Genomic DNA, 16398 nt, shown 5'->3' on the forward strand with positions numbered 1-16398 from the left:
GGCCGAGATGTCGTCCAGGATGTGCGACAGCGGCTCGTCGCCCTTGGCCTGGGTGGAGTTCTCGACGCACTGCTGGTTCTGCGGCGCGGAGAGGACCGGCACGTCCTGGAGGACGCCGACGGCGGCGAGGCCGACCAGGCCCTGGAGGTTCGCCTTGGCCGGGAGACCGACGCACGGCTTGTTCAGCGAACCCTGAACCAGCGAGAGCTGCGGGCTCTGGTCCCCGTACGTGGCCGAGTTGCCGAACTCCGACGTGGCCATGTTGCCGCTGACCGAGGAGGTGCCGTTGTCGTTGCCGGTAGCCATGGCCTGCGGGGCGGCCGTGGCGGCGAAACCGGCGACGGTGGCGGCGACGGCCGCGGTTGCCCACAGCTTCTTCATGTTCGATCCCTTTCGAAAGGCGGACTCCGGGGAGGAGCTGCGTGATCACCAACGGGCGCGGACCCGCCTGGGTTGCGTGGTTTGCTCCCTTTGGCGTAGCGCAGTCCGATGAGGCGACGAGCGCCCCGCCGGGGGCGGTCACGCCGGAGACGACACAGGCCGGCGGGCCGCCGGGAACTGCGGGGGCCGCCCGCCCGGGGCACCCCCCCACCGGGGGGGGAGTGGGGGCGGCCTCTGGGTTGCGGCGGCCCTGTCGGCGGCCCGCCGGCCTGGAGCACCCCGACAGGGGTCCGGAAGAGGCGCGGACTACTGGTTGCCGGTGCCGTTGGCCGACAGGGCCGAGATGTCGTCCAGGACGTGCGACAGCGGCTCGTCGCCCTTGGCCTGGGTGGAGTTCTCGACGCACTGCTGGTTCTGCGGCGCGGAGAGGATCGGCACGTCCTGGAGGACGCCGACGGCGCCGAGGCCGACCAGCCCCTGGGCGTTGAGCTTCGCCGGCAGACCGATGCACGGCTTGTTGAAGGAGCCCTGGACCAGCGCCAGCTGCGGGCTCATGCTGCCGTACGTGGCGGAGTTGCCGAACGCCTGCGAGGCACCGGTGCCGCTGGCGGAGGTGGTGCCTTGGTCGTTGCCCGTGGCCAGGGCCGGCGAGGCGGCGACGGCGGTGGCACCGGCCACGGAGGCGGCGACAGCGGCGACGGCCAGAACCTTCTTGATCACTTGCGATTCCCTTCTGCAAAAACCCCGTCCACCGGAGCCCACTGGTCAACTCCCAGTGAGGTGTTTGGTTGCTCGGGTTCACTCCGATGGCCCACATTCCGGAAATCCCCGGCGGCTCCACGGGCGCCCGGCCGCAAGGGAATTCCGGACCGGTGACGGGTCCGATCGGGTGACGTGCCGCGCCTTCGCCGCAACCGTTCCCGGTGCGGGCGGTTGATGCGGGGCAGGGACGTGTGTCTTGACGCACGGAGCCAGGAAAGGAAAGCGAAATGCTGAAGAAGGCAATGGCCGCGGCGGCGGTCGCCGCGTCCGTCGTAGGTGTGTCGGCGGCGGCAGCCCCCCAGGCGCTTGCCACCGGCAACGACCACGGCACCACCTCTGCCAGCGGCAGCGGCGCCCACGAGGAGTTCGGCAACTCGGTGACCAAGGGCAGGATGAGCCCGCAGGCCACCCTGGTGCAGGGCTCGCTCAACAAGCTCTGCGTCGGTCTGCCCGCGAAGGCGAACGCCCAGGGGATCCTCGGTCTCATCGCCGCCGTCGGCGTGGCCCAGGACGTGCCGGTCCTGTCCGCACCGCAGAACCAGCAGTGCGCCGAGAACTCCACCCAGGCCAAGGGCGACGAGCCGCTGTCGCACGTCCTGCACGACATCTCGGCCCTGTCGGCCAACGGCGTCGCCAACCAGTGACCCCGGCCTCGTGAAAATCCGCCCTGGCGGCGTGCGCACGCCGCCAGGGCGGATTTCGCTGTGTTCACCCATTCCCGTTGTGAAGGCGTTCGAGTGAATTACCCGTCGGAGCGCGTTCCGCAGTTTCTTCGGCCGCCTATTTCTCGTTCTACAGTCTGCTGGTCATGATGCGAGCCTTCATGCTGTGCTCGCTCGGTTTCGGCCGTCATACGGGCATGACCGCAGAGAAGGGAAACTTTATGAAGAAGACCGCTGCTTTCGCCGCCGGTGCGATTCTGGCCCTGGCCGGTGCCGCCCCGGCCTTCGCGGACTCGGGTGCCGAGGGCGCTGCCGCCAACTCCCCGGGCGTGCTGTCCGGCAACGTGATCCAGGTTCCGGTTCACGTTCCGGTCAACGTCTGCGGCAACACCGTGGACGTCATCGCGCTGCTGAACCCCTCGTTCGGCAACGCCTGCGCCAACGACTGACGACGTCGGCGCGGCACACCAGCCGTCCAGCTGTGTCACGGCCGGCCTCGGACCGTCGAGATTTCGCATCCGCGCTCCGAGGCCGGCTTTTCCGTTTTCGAGCAGGAGGACAACGAGATTGCGACAGACCCTCAGCGGGGACGTGGCCGCCGCCGCGACCGGCGTGCTGTCCCTGTACGCCAGTCCCGCGCTCGCCGACACGGACGCGACCGGGACCGCCGGCGGTTCGCCGGGTGCGGTGTCCGGCGACATCGTCCAGGCCCGGTGGACGTGCCGATCGGTGCGTGCGGAGACTCGGTCGACCTGGCAGCCGTGCTGAACCCGGCCTTCGGCAACTCCTGTGACGTCGACACCGATTCCGAGGAGCGGGCCGACGACCCTGCGTCCGGGACGTCCTACGGCGACTCGGGGGACGACGACACGGGCTACGGCAGTACGGCGGGACGCGATGGACAGGCCGTGCGGGCCCGCGCCCACCACCAGCAGGTCGTACATCGGCAGCTGCTCGTTTTCTCGTCGTCGGACCGGTCGGGCAGACCGGAGAGGCTGGAGACGCCGGACACTTCGGATAGTTCCTCTTCCGCGGCGGCCGGGCGGTGTTCCCCGGCCCGGCGGACCACGACGGAGGCCGGCCGGGGGACCGGGGCCGTGCCGGGGCGCAGCCGGGCCAGGAGCCGGCCCGTCACGTGCCGGCCCCACAGCGCCCACATCGCCAGGCCGGGATCCCGGTCGTCCGGCGCGCTCCAGGCCAGCTCGCGCCCGCGCGGGGCCGGCCGCAGCGCGCTCAGCGGCGCGTAGTTCTCCACCACGAACGCCCGACCGGCCGGCGGTGCCCCGGCGGTCAGCGGACGGTGGGTCAGATCCAGGTGCAGGGCGCGTACGACGTCCAGGCCCGCGCTGTCGGTGAAGAGCCGGAACTGCGCGCCCGGACGGGGATTGAAGTCCAGCAGGTGGTAAGGCCGGTGCTGCCGCAGCGCCGGAAGTCCAGGTCGAAGATGCCCCGGAAGCCCAGCTCGCCGGTGAGCCGCTCGGCCAGGACCGCTGCTTGCGGCCGGAGCCGTCCGCGCGTACTGCCCCGGTCCGGTCGGCGTAGCCGTGGAAGAACCAGTCGCGGTCCGGTCCCGGCGGCAGGAACTCCTGCGGCAGCAGCCTGCTGCCCGCCTCCCCGGCCCGCAGGAACAGCTCCCGCGCCTCCCGTGCCGAGCGCACCACGACGGTGCTGCGCAGCCCGGACCAGGCCGGCACCAGCCAGGTCCGGCTCCACTTGGCGACCACCGGCAGCCCGAGCCGCCAGACGGCGGCGGCGGCCTGCTCGGCGCTGTCCGGGACGAGGGTCTGCGGGTGCGGGATCCCGGCCGCCGCGCACACCTGGGCCAACTCGGCCTTGTCGGCGACCCGCTCGCAAAGCAGGGCGGGCTGCCGCGGCAGCAGACAGGCGGGAGCCAGGTCCTCGCGGAGCCGGCCTGCCGCGATCGTGCTCGCGTCGTCCATCGGGATCAGCACCGCCGGACGGGCGATCCTCGCCGCCACCCGGCGCAGCACGGCCGCGATCTCGGCAGGGCGACCAGATGCACGTCCACGCCGGCTCTGCCGAGCGAGCGCACAGCCCCTAAGGGCTGTCCCGTGATCCCCGGCGGGCGCACGACGACAGCTACGGCACCTCGCAGCGTTGTCGGGCTCGCCCGAACACGCCCAGTATGAGGACGACCCTCCGCCTTGCGATGCACCGCATCCGACGCCGCGCGCAGATCCACCAGGGATTACGGGACAGCCCTTAGGGTGCCGTGGTGAAAGGGATTCCGGTCGATCCGCAGCAGAACCGCGGGAACTGGGATGTCCAGCAGTGACACGGACCTTTTCCTTTGCGCCGGTTCACCCGCGCGGGCGTGTGGCGCACCCGGAAGCCGCAGCCGCACTGGCGGAATTCGTATTGATATGACCGAGTGTCAGTGACCGGTGCTTCCCCGGCGAATGTGCGAACGGCCGGGAAGGACCGGACCGAAAGAACCGGGCGAGCGGTACCGGACGAGAACTGGTGGAGAAAGGAGCAGGCATGGCTCCACAGCAGCGAAAGCGGCCGAGGTCCCGGTCGCACCGGCGGGCTGTGGTCACGGCGGTGGCGGCGGTCGTCGTCGCCTCGGCGACCCTGGCCACCGGCCCGGGATTCGCCGCGGGTGCGGGGGTGGCGCAGGCCACCGATCCGACACCGGCTCCGACACCCACGACCTCCGTCCCGGCCTCGGCGGCTCCGCTGCCGGCCACGGCGAGTGCGGCACCGGGACCGGTGAGTCCGGCGCCGGTCACGCCCGCGCACGGCAGGTCGGCGCCGCCGGCCTTCGGGGCCTTCCTGGACTCCGGGCCGCTGGGCGTCGCCCGCATGGCCCAGCTGAGCGGCTGGCTCGGCGGCACCGAACTGAAGGTCGCGCACACGTATCTGCCCGGCAACCGCTGGGCCGACATCGAGGGAGTGCCCGGCTTCCTGGACGTCTGGGCGCACTGGCGGCGGGAGAAGGACGACCGGATGCTCGTCCTCAACGTGCCCATGCAGGAGCGCAACGAGGACCACGTCGGGGACGCCGAGGTCCGGTCGCTGCTGGCGCGGGGCGCCGCCGGGCGGTTCGATCAGCACTTCCGGGCCCTGGCCGAGCGGCTGGTCGAGCTGGAGGTCCCGGACACGGTCATCGTGCTCGGCTGGGAGATGAACGGCACTACGTACACCCATCGTTGCGGGCCGGACCCGGAGGCCTGGAAGAAATACTGGGACAGGATCGTCACCACCATGCAGGCGGTGCCGGGTCAGAAATTCCGGTTCGACTTCACGCCGAGCCGTGGCCGTGACGCGGTCCCGTGGACGCAGTGCTACCCCGGGGACGACACGGTCGACATCGTCGGCATGGATTCCTACGACCAGCCGACCGGTCTCTCCTTCGGCGAACAGGTGCGGGAGCCATACGGACTTCAGGAGCACGTCGATTTCGCCAAGGCCCACGGAAAGCCCATTTCCTATCCGGAATGGGGTCTCTTCCGCAACGGTGACAACGCCGAGTACATGCGCCGGATGCTCGCCTGGATGGACGAGCACAGACCGCTGTACAACACGCTGACCGACTACTGCCCGCACGGTGTCTGGCAGTGTTCGGACAACCCGCGCTCGGCCCGCGTCTACCGCACGGCCCTCTCCGGCCGGACCGACACCGCGACCCCGACGCCGGCTCCCCTACGCCCGGCCCGTCCCCGGCACCCTCGACCGGTGGTCACGCCCTAGTCCTGGCGTCGTTCCTGCCACCGGTGCCACACCTCCTTGACGCGCCGCCGGGCGGCGATGTCGCACAGCGCCGCCGTCAGCAGCGGCGCTGTGCGGCGCCGGGCCAGCAGCAGCCGCTGGTTGGCGACCGGCTGGGGCCGCCAGTGGTGCTTGTACGGCTCGTTGCCGCGCAGCAGGCTCAGCGCGCCCCGCTCGCCCGCGCCGGTGTGCTGGGTACAGGCGTCGAGCAGCATCACCGCCACGTCCGCCCTGCGCTCCCGCAGCCGCGGATGCGCCCCGTACAGATAGCCGCCGGCCAGGCTCGGTGACAGCAGGGTCAGATCGACGGCGACCACCTCGTCGTCCAGCCGGAACTCGGTGACCACCGCGTCCCCGGAGCGCACCATCGGCCCCACCGAGCGCACCAGGTGCTCCCGGAACCGGGACTGGAGGTGCTCCGTCGTCACCTTCCGGTCCTGCCACTGCAGCCGGTGCAGATCGAGCAGCCGGCCGAGCGCGGTGTCCACGTCCTCCGCTGCCACGACGTCCCGGCGCACCCCGAGCGAGCCCAGCTTGCGCAGCTTGGCGCGCACCCGCTGGGCCTGTTTCGAGGGCAGTCGGGCCACGAGCTCGTCCATGGCCACGGCGGGCAGTTCCAGGCACAGCGAGGCGGGCACCTTCCGGCACGGCCCGTGCCAGCGGTCGTACACCCGCTCCACCGCACCGCCCGGACGCACCTCGCGGAAGTCGATCAGCGCCGTCCGCGCCGCCCGGGCGAGCTCCTGGGCGAGGGCGCCCGCGGCCCGGCCGTCGTCGCCGTCGGCGAGCAGCACGTCCGTGTAGTCCGAGATCGCCCCGCCGAGCGGCACCAGCGCGGGCAGCGGCCGGTGCACCAGCATCAGCGGGGCCGCGCCGACCAGTTCACCGCCGTACCGCACCAGGACCAGACGGAGCCTGCCCGGGACACCGTAGGAACGCCACCAGGAGTGCAGCCAGGCGTGGCTCTGGAACGGGGTGGCCGTGCCGCACCGCCGGTACAGCCGCCCCCAGGCGGGACCCAGCTCGGCGAAGACGCGTTCGTCGGTGACGAGTTCGGTGGTGTGCGCGGCGAGCGTCGGGTGGGCCGTCGCCGTCACAGCTGCCCGTGTACGTCGGCGGCGGCCGTCGGTCCCGGCACGGAGGCGTGCGGGAGGTTCTCCTCCTCGCGGCGCCGGGGCCGCACCAGCAGCGCCAGCCCGGCCAGCAGCCCGCCCGCGCTCGCACCCACCAGGCCGGTCACCTTCGTCGACGCCGAGGCGGGCGCGGTCGGCTTCGGCGCCCGGGAGAACTGGAGGAGTTCGACGTGTGTGTCGCCCTTGGTGTCGTTGGCGTGCTGGGTGAGTGAACGGGCCACCGCGTTCGCCATGTCGGCGGCCTGCAGGGGGTGCGGCGAGGTGGCCGAGACGGCGACCATCGGCGCGTCCGGCGAGGTCTCCGCCTGCACGCTGTTCCGCAGAGTGTTCACCGGCACCCCGGCCCACACCTGGGCGTCCCCGAGCACCGCGAGCTGGGTCGCGACCCGGCCGTACGCCTGCGCGAAGCCCTGCGCGGTGGCGGTGTCGGACCGGTCGGTGGGGACGGCGATGACATAGCTGGTCGCCGTGTAGTCGGCCGGCGTCAGCACGCCGTAGGCGCCGCCCAGCAGACCGCCGGCGACGACCCCGGCCGCCAGCAGCGACCAGGGCGGGACCGTGCGGGCACGGGTGAACGGGCGGGCTGCCCTGGTGGTGTTCTCGGTCATGGCGTACTGACTCCCTGAGGGACGGTGGCGAGTGCGGCCGCGTAGACGTCCATGAGCTGGGCGGCGCTGCGGGTGATGCAGTAGTGGCGGGCGGCCTCCGGCGCGGTGCGCGGACCTGACCCGGCGGCGCGGGCGTCGGCCAGGGCCTCGGCGTAGGCGTCGGCGCCGCCCTCGACACGGCGGGCGGCGGGGGCGGCGGCGGCAGGCAGGTCCTCGACGGCAGGGCAGGAGCTGTAGAGCACGGGCAGTCCGGCGGCCAGCGCCTCGATCACCGCGAGCCCGAAGGCCTCCTCGGTGCAGGGCGAGGCCAGTACGTCCATGGCGGAGGTGAGGGCGGGCAGGTCGGGGTCGGCCGGGCCGTCGGAGACGTACGGGCGTTCACCGGCGAACAGCACCCGGCCGGCGAGACCGGCCGCCGCGGCGGCACGGCGCAGGGCTCCCTCCTCGGGGCCCCCGCCGACCAGCAGCAGCACGCAGTCCGCGGGCAGCCGGGTGAGCGCACCGATCAGGACGTCGAACCGCTTGCCGGGCGCCAGCCGCCCGACGGCGCCCACCACGAAGGCGTCCTGCGGGATCCCGAGCCCGGCCCGGGTGCGCCGCCGCCGCTCCGGGTCGAAGCGGAACCGCCCCAGGTCGATGCCGTTCGGTACGACCTCGATCCGCGGCCCCGGCACCCCCCAGTGGCGCAGCCGCTCGGCGACGGTGGGGGAGACGGCGACCGTGGACCGGCCGAGCCGCTCGCCCACGAGGTACAGCGCCCGGACCCCGGCGGTCAGCCGGCGCCCCTCCAGCTGGGTGTCGCCCAGCGAGTGCTCGGTGGCGACGACGGCCCGCACGCCCGCGAGACGCGCGGCGATACGGCCGTAGAGACAGGCCCGGTACAGGTGGGTGTGGACGAGGTCGTAGCGGCCCCGGCGGATGACCCGGACCAGCCGGGGGAGCGCCGCCAGGTCCCGGTTCCCGGCCATCCCGAGATGGACCACCCGCACCCCGTCCGCGGCCAGGGCACGCGCGACCGGCCCGGGGTTGGTGAGCGTGACGACGTCGCAGGAGACCGGCAGATGCCTCAGCAGCAGCCGGAGCTGCTGCTCCGCCCCGCCGACCCCCAGCCCCGTGATGACGTGCAGAGCCCTCATTCACAGCCCCTTGACGGGACGGCGGCGCAGCCGGTGCAGCCGGTACTTCAGGAAGAGGCGCAGGGCACGGTCGTTCTGGCCGACGTGCACCCGGGGCAGGGTGTGGACGCCGTTCAGGTCGCCGGGGTCGATGGCGCAGCCGTAGCCGTACCCGGCGTCCCGGACGGCGTCGACGACCCGCTGGTCGACGGCGCCGTAGGGGTAGCAGAAGCCGTCCACGGGGGCCTGGATCAGCTCCTCCAGGACGGCCCGGCTGCCGGCGGTCTCGGCCCTGAGGGTGTCGGCGTCGGCCTTCGTCAGATCGACGTGGGTGAGCCCGTGCGAGCCGACCTCCACGCCGGCCCTCGCCGCCCGCCGGATCCCCTCGGCGGTGAGCAGCGGCTTGCGCGGGCCGAGCGAGTCCCAGCGGTTGTCGCTGCCGAGCCGTCCGGGCAGCACGAACAGGCTGGCACCGCAGCCCCAGCGGTCCAGCAGCGGCAGGGCGTGGTCGAGGAAGTCGGCGTAGCCGTCGTCGAAGGTGAGCCCGACCAGGCGCCGTCCCTCGCCCCGGGCCCGGGCGGCCAGCAGTTCGGCGACCGAGACCCCGCGCAGCCCCCGCCGGCGCAGCCAGCCCAGCTGGGCGGCCAGGCGGTCGGGGGTGATGGTGACCCGGTACGGATCGTCCGAGCAGTCGCCCACGGAGTGGTACATGGCGACCCAGGGGACCGGGCCCGACAGGTGTCCGACCTTCTCGGCGGACTCAGTGGAAGACGGCATGGGCGAGCCTTCGGGTGACGGTGCCTGCGGAACGGAGTGCGGATGCGAAGCCCTGGGCGTCCAGCGCCCAGCCGAGCAGGACGAAGACCGTGGTCACGGCCGTGGTGCCGGCGATCAGACCGGTGAACGGGTCCGCGGGCCGTGCGGCGAGGAAGGTGCCGACGACCGTGGCGACCACGGCGGCCCGCACCGGCCGGCTCAGCTCGGCCAGCACCCGCCGCGTGCGGATCGGGACGCTGCGCGGGCCCATGCCGCAGAGCAGGAGCACGGCGGTGACGGTGATGCCGGCGGCGTTGGCGGCGGCGATGCCGGTGACGCCGTACCGGCCCACCGTCATGGCGCCGATCCAGGAGGTCACGGCGATCCCGGCGGCCATGGCACCGACCGGGTACCAGGTGGCGCGGCCCGCGGAGAAGTAGGAGCGGACCAGCACCCCGACCATGGTCTGTCCGAGCAGCCCGAGCGCGTAGACCCGCATCACCCCGGCGGTGGCGGCGGTGTCCGCCGCGGTGAACGCCCCGCGCTGGAACAGGATGTGGATGAGCTGCGGCGCACACGCCACGACCACGGCGGTGCCGAGCAGGACGACGCTCGCGGCCACCGACAGATCCCGCTCCACCCGGCGCCGGGCCCGCTCGGTGTCGCCCTCGGCCAGCGCCCGGGCCACCACCGGGAAGGTGACCGTGCACAGCATCATGGACATCGTCATCGGGATCTGCGCGACCTTCTGCGCGTAGTTGAGGTGCGAGATCGCCCCGGAGTGCAGATGGGAGGCGAGGAACCGCTCGATCAGCACCTGCGACTGGCGGCACAGCGCGAACAGCAGCACGGTGGCCATCAGGACGACGTTCAGCGGCTGTGCCTCGGCGACCGGTTCGCCGACGGCGGCCTTGACCCGGCGCCGCAACTGCCCGAGCAGCGAGGGAAGCTGGACGGCGACCATCAGCAGGCCCCCCGCCGCCACCCCGAACGCGGCCGACCGCACGCCCCAGCTGCCGCCGAACGCGAACATCGCCGTGATGAGGCCGGCGTTGTAGGCGACGTAGATCGCGGCCGGTGCGAGGAACCGCCGGTGCGCGCGGAGGGCGGCGCTGCAGTACCCGGCCAGCCCGAAGGTCAGCACGCAGGTCGCGGTCAGCCGGGTGCAGCCGACGGCGAGCCCGGGGTCGCGCAGACCGGGCGCGAGCACCTCGACGAGCTGGGGGGCGCCCCCGATCAGCAGAGTGGCGACGCCCACGAAGGCGAGTGCCAGCTTCGGCAGGGTCCCGGCGACCAGTGCCCGGACCGGGTCGCCGGGAGCCCCCTGCGCCCGGCGGGCCAGGGCCACGCTGAAGGCGGGGATCAGCGCGAAGGCGAGCCCGTCCTCGATGAGCAGCGTGGCGGCGAACTCGGGGACGGTCCAGGCGACGAGGAAGGCGTCGGTGTCCCGTCCGGCCCCGAAGAGCCGGGCCAGCGACTGGTCCCGGATGAGCCCGAGGAGCGAGCCGACGACGGAGAGGGCGGCGGTGACGAAGGCGGCCTTGGCGAGAACTCCGCGGGAGGAAGGCCCTGCGTCCGGGGCCGGGGGCGGTGTCGTCCGCGGCTCGGCCGTGGGGGCGCTCCCGGCTCCCGCCGGTTCGCTGCCGACACGCGACCCGGGCACGCCCGAGGTCCTGGAAGGGGTGACCGTCATGCCGAACGCTCCGCCCCCACCAGCGACCACCAGGCCACCGCCCCGAACACCACGGCCGTCAGCACGGTCGAGGGCCCTCCGATGTCCGCGTACGCGAAGTCCACGAGCTGCCAGACGAGCAGCCCGCATCCCACCAGCGCACAGTCCAGGCCGTCACCGCCGCGGACCCGCCACCACCCGCGCAGCCCGCACACCAGCAGCGCCAGCCAGCTGCCCGCCAGCGCCAGCGCGCCGAGCAGTCCCTGCTCGCTCAGCACCAGCAGGTACATGTTGTGCGGCGACAGCAGCGGCTGCTTCACGAACGCGGCCCCCGCACCCTCCGTGTCGCTCCCGGAGGACAGCGCCAGCGAGGCATGCCCGTCCCGGTAGGCCGGGAAGTTCTTCAACCCGACGCCGGTCACGGGATGTTCCCGCCACATGCCCGTCGCCGCCGCCCACAGCGTGTACCGGTCGACCACCGACTGGTCCGGCGCGTCGGTCACCTGCCCGATGCTGCTGAGCCGCTCCTGGAGCATGGCCGTACCGATACCGAAGCCGCCCACCAGCACCACACCCGCCGCGACCGCGACCGCGACCGCCTTCAGTGCCCGGCGCAGCCCGGCCAGCACCAGCTGCACACCGCAGGTGAGGACCGTCGCGATCCAGGCCCCGCGGCTGAAGGACACGGCCAGCGGCAGCAGCAGGCCGAGCGCGCACGCGCCCGCCGCCACCCGCTGCCGTACCGGCGAACGGCCCACCGCCAGCCCCAGCGCGCAGACCAGGCCGAACGACACCACGGTCGCCATGCCCATCACGTCCTGCGGCCCGAACGTGCCGACCGCGCGGATCTCCTCGCCCTGGTACGAGGCCCCGGTCCCGGTGAGGTACTGGTGCACCCCGACCGCGCCCTGCCATCCCGCGAGCCCCACGAACGACCAGGCCAGCAGCCGGAAGTCGGCACGGTCCCGGATCAGCAGCAGCACGGCGGCCGGGACCAGGACGAACACCTGGAGATAGCGGCCGAGGCCGGTCAGCGCGGCGCCCGGCGAGGCCGCGCCGGCCGCCGCGACGGCCAGCCCCACCACCGGCATGCCCAGCACCACCGCGGCCGTCGCCGACAGCGGCCGCCGCCGCTCCCGTACGGTCCGCACCGCGGCGTACAGCACCACCAGCGCGGACACCGCGTCCGCCGGTCCCGCCCCGCTCCCGTCGCCGGCCGGGGTGAGCGGCAGCGCGAGGACCGCGAGCACGGCGGCCGCGGCGAGGACCGGTGGCAGCCGCAGGGGCCTGGCCGGGGAGAGTGCGAAGCTCATCGTCAGCTCCCCGTGGAGCGCACGAGCGCCGCCGCGGTGCGCAGCAGGATGCAGATGTCCTGCCACAGCGACCAGTTGTCGATGTAGGCGTTGTCGAAGCGGGCCCGGTCCTCGATCGAGGTGTCGCCGCGCAGTCCGTGGATCTGGGCGAGTCCGGTGATGCCGGTCCGCATCCGGTGGCGGGCCGCGTAGCCCGGGTAGTTCTGGCTGAACTCGCCCACGAAGTACGGCCGTTCGGGGCGCGGGCCGACCAGGCTCATGTCGCCCCACAGCACGTTCCACAGCTGGAGAAGCTCGTCCAGGGAGGTCTGGCGCAGGAAGCGGCAGAACGGGCTCATCTCCCGTTCCCCGGCCACGCTCCAGCGGGTCGCGGCCTCGTGCGCGTCGACCGGGCGGTGGGTGCGGAGCTTGAGCAGGGTGAACGGGCGGCCGTCGCGGCCGATGCGCTCCTGCCGGAAGACCACACCGGGTCCGTCGGTGAGGCGCAGTACCGCCGCGCACACCAGGAGCAGCGGGCTGACCAGGATCAGCGCCGACCCGGAGACCGTGATGTCGAGGATGCGCTTGCCGACGCTGCCGCGCCGCCGTGAGCCCATGTCGAGAGGGCGGCAGGAGAACCCGGCGAGCTGGTCGCGCATCTCGTACGCCGGTGAGTCCGCGTCCAGCTCCCAGACCACGCAGCCCGACTCGGCCAGCGCGCGCAGCAGCGGGCCCTGTTCGGTGCGGACGGCGGGGTGGACGGTGAGGACGGCCCGGACCCCGTTCTGGATGAGGGCCCGCTGGACCTCCTCGCCGGTGGTCAGCACGGGCAGCCCGTCGGGGCCTTCGGGGTGCTCGGCGACGACACCGACCGGCCGCACCCCGGAGCCCGGGTGGCGCAGCACGGCGGCGGCCACCCGCTGGGCGGTGGCGGCGGGGCCGATGACCAGGGCGGCGCGCGGGCGGCGCAGCGAGGCCAGGCGGCGGCGCCAGTGCACCAGACCGCGGCCGGCGCAGGCTGCCGCCGCGTGCAGGGCGCAGCCCAGCAGCAGGGTGCGGGCGGGAAGCGCGCGGCCCGGGTCCCTGGCGGCGAGCGCCGCGGCGAGGCCCAGCCAGATCACGGCGATCCGGCCGCAGACCGCGGGGAGTTCGTCCAGGATCCCGGCCACCCGGCCGCTCGGCAGCGGGCGCAGCAGTATCGCCCCGCACAACAGGAAACAGGTCAGGGCCGGCCGGCGTACGGCCTCGTCGAGGGCGACGGCGCCGAGCAGTGCCGCGCACAGGTCGGCGGCCAGCAGCGACACCGGGGAAGCGGGCCGCGCGCGGGGCCGGCGCGGCGGGAACCGGAAGCCTCCGGCGGTGCGGGACGGCAGGACCGAGACGGGCGAGAGTCCGTGATCCCGTGGCTGCGGGCCGGGGGAGGGGACGGTGCTTTCCGCGGTCACGAGTGGATGGACTCCCTGCGCTCAAAGGACATGAGCGGGCGCTCGCCGAGGAGTTCGCGGTAGAGCTCCGCGACCGCCTGCGCCGAGCGCCGCGCATCGTGCGTGGACTGGACGTGCCGGCGCCCCCGGTCGCCGAGCGACGCGCGCAGCTCCGGGTCGAGCAGCAGCGCGGCGACGGCACCGGCCAGTACGCCCGGCCGGCCCGGCGGCACCAGGCAGTGCTCGCCGTGGCCGGGCGGCAGGCTCTCGCGGGCGCCGTCGACATCGGTGACGAGCACCGGCCGGCCGCAGGCCATCGCCTCCAGCGGGGCCAGTGCCATGCCCTCCCAGCGCGAGGGCAGCACCACCAGGTCGGCGGCCCGGTACCAGGGGCGCACATCGGCGACGGCGCCGGCGAACTCGACCGAGGCGGGGGCGAGCCGGCGCAGCGCCGCGCCGTCCGGTCCGTCGCCGACCAGCGCCAGCCGGGCGCCCGGCACCCGGCGCAGCACCTCGGGCCAAGCCCGCAGCAGCACGTCCTGGCCCTTCTGCCGGCACAGCCGGCCGACGCAGACGACCAGGGGCGCCCCGGGCCCGGACCGGCCCGGGGCGCCGGGGGCGCCCGGGGCGAAGTGACCGGTGTCTATGCCGTTGGGAACGACGGCGTAGCGGGCGCGAATCCCGGCGCGCACGCCGGTGGCGCGTTCCGCCTCGCTGACGCACACCACCCGGTGCGCCCAGCGGGCTCCCCACCGCTCCCACCGCAGCGCCAGCGCGGCGGTGACCCCGCCGACCGCCTCGAAGGACCAGGCATGCGGCTGGAACAGGGTCGGAACGCGGCCGCGCACGGCCAGGCGGCCCGCCAGGCCGGCCTTGGCGCTGTGTGCGTGCACCAGCTCCGGCCGCACCGCGTCCAGCAGCCGCCCGAGCCGCCGTACCTCGTCCCCGAGACCGGCGCCGGGGGACCGGTCCGCGCGCCATCCGCGTACGTCGGCGCCCAGTTCCCGCGCGGCCCCCGCCAGTTCACCATCGGGCGGGCACGCCACCGTGACCCGCAGACCGGCCGTGAGCTGGGCCTTCGTCAGGTCCAGGACCACCCGGGCCACCCCGCCCCCGACGGGTTGCGCCAGGTGCAGGACCCGTCGCCCGGGGTCGGTTGCTGATCGGTGCATACGCGGTATTCCTCGCTCACGGGGGGGCGCTCGGGACTGCGGGCGGAAACGCGCCGCACTACTGCACGTCCACGGCGGCGAAGAGCGCGCCCGCCCACGCCGCGTCGCGCTGGGAAACGAGCTGGAAGGCCAGCTGGTCACCGCCCTGCGCGAGAGCGGTACCGAGATCGAACACATCCGAGTCGTAGCCGAGCGTGTTGTCGTACGCGGGCTCACGCCGGGCGCCTACCGGGCCTGGTTCGTTGATCGTGGAGTTGAGTACGTCGTCGGCCGGGTCGGCGGAGCCGGCGAGCGGGGTGGGGGTACGGCCGGCGACGGAGTACGTGAGCGAGTCACCGGTGCCGCCCCGGTCGCCGTTGTAGGCCACCAGGCCCGCCCGGCCCTCGGCGGCACGCGGGATACGTAGCCCGTTCAGCCGTACCCCGGTCGCCCCGTCGAGTGAGTCGAAGCCGTCCCAGAGGGCGAGCGTGCGCAGCGGTTCCGCCGGGTTCCGGTACGCCGTCACCAGTGTCCAGCCGCCCCAGGCGCCGGGCCCGGACCTGCCCGCCGCCACATTCACCTGGCCGACCGTCCACAGCCCGGAGCCGCTCGACCGGACCAGGCCGGTGATCTCCGCCGAGGCCTGGAAGGCGTCCGCGTCGCCCTGCGTCCGATGGCCCACGACCGTGTCGGCGAGCAGTTCCTTGTACTGGCCGCCGGGTTCGGCGATCAGCACCCGCCCGTTGTCCGCGGCCGGCTTCCGCTCACCGGCCAGCAGGTTGCCGCCCCAGTACAGCCGCGCGTACGTCACCTGGGAGCCCTCCGGCAGCCGCAGTTCGGCGCGCGAGGAGTTGTAGGTGCGGGGGTCGTCGTCGACGTCGACGCAGGACATGTCGAAGTCCCCGTTCACCGCCGGGATCCGGCCCGCGCGGGCTGCCGGGCAGGACGGCTCGGACGGGTCGTCGGCCGTCGTACGGCAGCTGGCGGACGCGTTGGCCGCGCGGACGATGCCGCCTCGCTGTACCACGTGGTAACGCTCGGCGAAGGGGATGCGAGGGGCCTCGGGGGCGGGCGCGGCGGCCGGAGCGGTCGCCCGGGCGGCGCCCGGTGCCCAGACCGCGGCTAGGGCGAGCGCGCTCACCGACGCACGGCGCAGCGGCGGGCCCAGGGGAATGCGCATGACCGGCTTCGCCCTTTCGGGAAAGGAGGGGGAGGCGGGAAGAGTGCGATGTGATGCCAGTACGGGCAAGTCGCGAGATCCGCAACTCCAGCTACTGTCTGAACTAATCAGTCGAAACCGGGCAAGTATCTCGGAACGGTGAAGGAGGCTTCGGGGAGATCACTCGTTCAGCGGCACAACCCGGGGCGGTGTCACGCGTTGACACGGCGCTGGGCATCCGCCCGGATGTTTGTCTCGACCCCAAGGAGCACCTTCATGTCGCGTATCGCGAAGGGCCTGGTCCTGTCCACCGCCGCCGTCGCGGCCGTCGCCGGCGGCGCCGGTGCGGCCGTCGCCGACAGCGGCGCGAACGGCACCGCAGCCCAATCCCCGGGCGTGCTGTCCGGCAACGTGATCCAGGTTCCGGTCCACGTTCCGGTCAACGTCTGCGGCAACACCGTCGACGTGATCGGTCTGCTCAACCCCGCGTTCGGTAACACCTGCGCCAACGACTGACGCGGCGGCCTTCCCCTCTGACCGGCCGTCCGCCC

Annotated in this window: 15 protein-coding genes and 1 pseudogene; 4 read left to right on the plus strand and 12 right to left on the minus strand. The window is 73.6% G+C overall.

From position 1 onward, the window contains the following. A partial coding sequence (locus ACFXI4_RS44005) for a rodlin (protein WP_385003165.1) occupies window positions 1-381 on the minus strand: 381 nt, incomplete at its 3' end. Between the two features lie 306 nt (window positions 382-687). Further along, entirely contained in the window at window positions 688-1101 is a 414-nt protein-coding gene (locus ACFXI4_RS44010; RefSeq protein ID WP_385003168.1) for a rodlin, read from the minus strand. A 269-nt stretch (window positions 1102-1370) separates the two neighbouring features. Between ACFXI4_RS44010 and ACFXI4_RS44015 the strand changes: the two genes are divergently transcribed. Together ACFXI4_RS44015 and ACFXI4_RS44020 are read left to right on the plus strand one after the other, a co-directional pair. After that, window positions 1371-1787 carry a rodlin gene (locus ACFXI4_RS44015; protein WP_385003171.1) on the plus strand — a complete coding sequence of 139 codons (417 nt, stop codon included), beginning with the start codon at window positions 1371-1373 and terminating at the stop codon, window positions 1785-1787. 239 nt (window positions 1788-2026) lie between these two features. Then, window positions 2027-2254, plus strand: a complete 228-nt coding sequence (locus ACFXI4_RS44020) for a chaplin (protein ID WP_362719686.1) — start codon at window positions 2027-2029, stop codon at window positions 2252-2254. Window positions 2255-2679: 425 nt separating this feature from the next. Here ACFXI4_RS44020 and ACFXI4_RS44025 read toward each other — a convergent pair. Continuing rightward, window positions 2680-4104, minus strand: a pseudogene (locus ACFXI4_RS44025) (ATP-grasp domain-containing protein). 203 nt (window positions 4105-4307) lie between these two features. Between ACFXI4_RS44025 and ACFXI4_RS44030 the strand changes: the two are divergent. Next, window positions 4308-5519, plus strand: coding sequence for a glycoside hydrolase family 26 protein (locus tag ACFXI4_RS44030; protein ID WP_385003174.1), 1212 nt, complete (start codon window positions 4308-4310; stop codon window positions 5517-5519). Here the strand turns inward: ACFXI4_RS44030 and ACFXI4_RS44035 are convergent. From ACFXI4_RS44035 to ACFXI4_RS44075, 9 genes are read right to left on the minus strand one after another with little or no spacing between them, the layout of a single operon-like run. Further along, window positions 5516-6634 (minus strand): GNAT family N-acetyltransferase, encoded by a 1119-nt coding sequence (locus ACFXI4_RS44035; protein WP_385003177.1) that lies wholly within the window; start codon window positions 6632-6634, stop codon window positions 5516-5518. The genes ACFXI4_RS44030 and ACFXI4_RS44035 overlap by 4 nt on opposite strands. Then, a complete protein-coding gene (locus tag ACFXI4_RS44040; protein WP_385003180.1) occupies window positions 6631-7278 on the minus strand; it encodes a lipopolysaccharide biosynthesis protein in 648 nt (215 codons plus the stop codon). Before ACFXI4_RS44040 ends, ACFXI4_RS44035 begins: the two co-directional genes overlap by 4 nt. Then, on the minus strand, window positions 7275-8414 hold the full coding sequence (locus ACFXI4_RS44045) for a glycosyltransferase (protein ID WP_385003183.1): 1140 nt from the start codon (window positions 8412-8414) through the stop codon (window positions 7275-7277). The genes ACFXI4_RS44040 and ACFXI4_RS44045 overlap by 4 nt, the downstream gene beginning before the upstream one ends. Further along, window positions 8415-9170: a polysaccharide deacetylase family protein gene (locus ACFXI4_RS44050; RefSeq protein WP_385003186.1), complete on the minus strand. Its 756-nt coding sequence runs from the start codon at window positions 9168-9170 to the stop codon at window positions 8415-8417. Further along, window positions 9154-10842: a murein biosynthesis integral membrane protein MurJ gene (murJ, locus tag ACFXI4_RS44055; RefSeq protein WP_385003189.1), complete on the minus strand. Its 1689-nt coding sequence runs from the start codon at window positions 10840-10842 to the stop codon at window positions 9154-9156. Before murJ ends, ACFXI4_RS44050 begins: the two co-directional genes overlap by 17 nt. Beyond that, window positions 10839-12134: an O-antigen ligase family protein gene (locus tag ACFXI4_RS44060; protein WP_385003192.1), complete on the minus strand. Its 1296-nt coding sequence runs from the start codon at window positions 12132-12134 to the stop codon at window positions 10839-10841. The genes murJ and ACFXI4_RS44060 overlap by 4 nt, the downstream gene beginning before the upstream one ends. Window positions 12135-12136: 2 nt before the next feature. Then, window positions 12137-13558: an exopolysaccharide biosynthesis polyprenyl glycosylphosphotransferase gene (locus tag ACFXI4_RS44065; protein WP_385003195.1), complete on the minus strand. Its 1422-nt coding sequence runs from the start codon at window positions 13556-13558 to the stop codon at window positions 12137-12139. Then, complete coding sequence (locus ACFXI4_RS44070) at window positions 13555-14709, minus strand: glycosyltransferase (protein WP_385003198.1); 1155 nt, start codon at window positions 14707-14709, stop codon at window positions 13555-13557. The genes ACFXI4_RS44065 and ACFXI4_RS44070 overlap by 4 nt, the downstream gene beginning before the upstream one ends. A 58-nt stretch (window positions 14710-14767) precedes the next feature. Then, on the minus strand, window positions 14768-15868 hold the full coding sequence (locus ACFXI4_RS44075) for a DUF3344 domain-containing protein (RefSeq protein ID WP_385003200.1): 1101 nt from the start codon (window positions 15866-15868) through the stop codon (window positions 14768-14770). Between the two features lie 255 nt (window positions 15869-16123). Here ACFXI4_RS44075 and ACFXI4_RS44080 point away from each other — a divergent pair, with 255 nt between their 5' ends. Next, window positions 16124-16363, plus strand: coding sequence for a chaplin (locus ACFXI4_RS44080; RefSeq protein WP_385003203.1), 240 nt, complete (start codon window positions 16124-16126; stop codon window positions 16361-16363). Window positions 16364-16398: the final 35 nt, after the last annotated feature.

The organism is Streptomyces sp. NPDC059224 (assembly GCF_042754285.1).
Classification (GTDB): domain Bacteria; phylum Actinomycetota; class Actinomycetes; order Streptomycetales; family Streptomycetaceae; genus Streptomyces.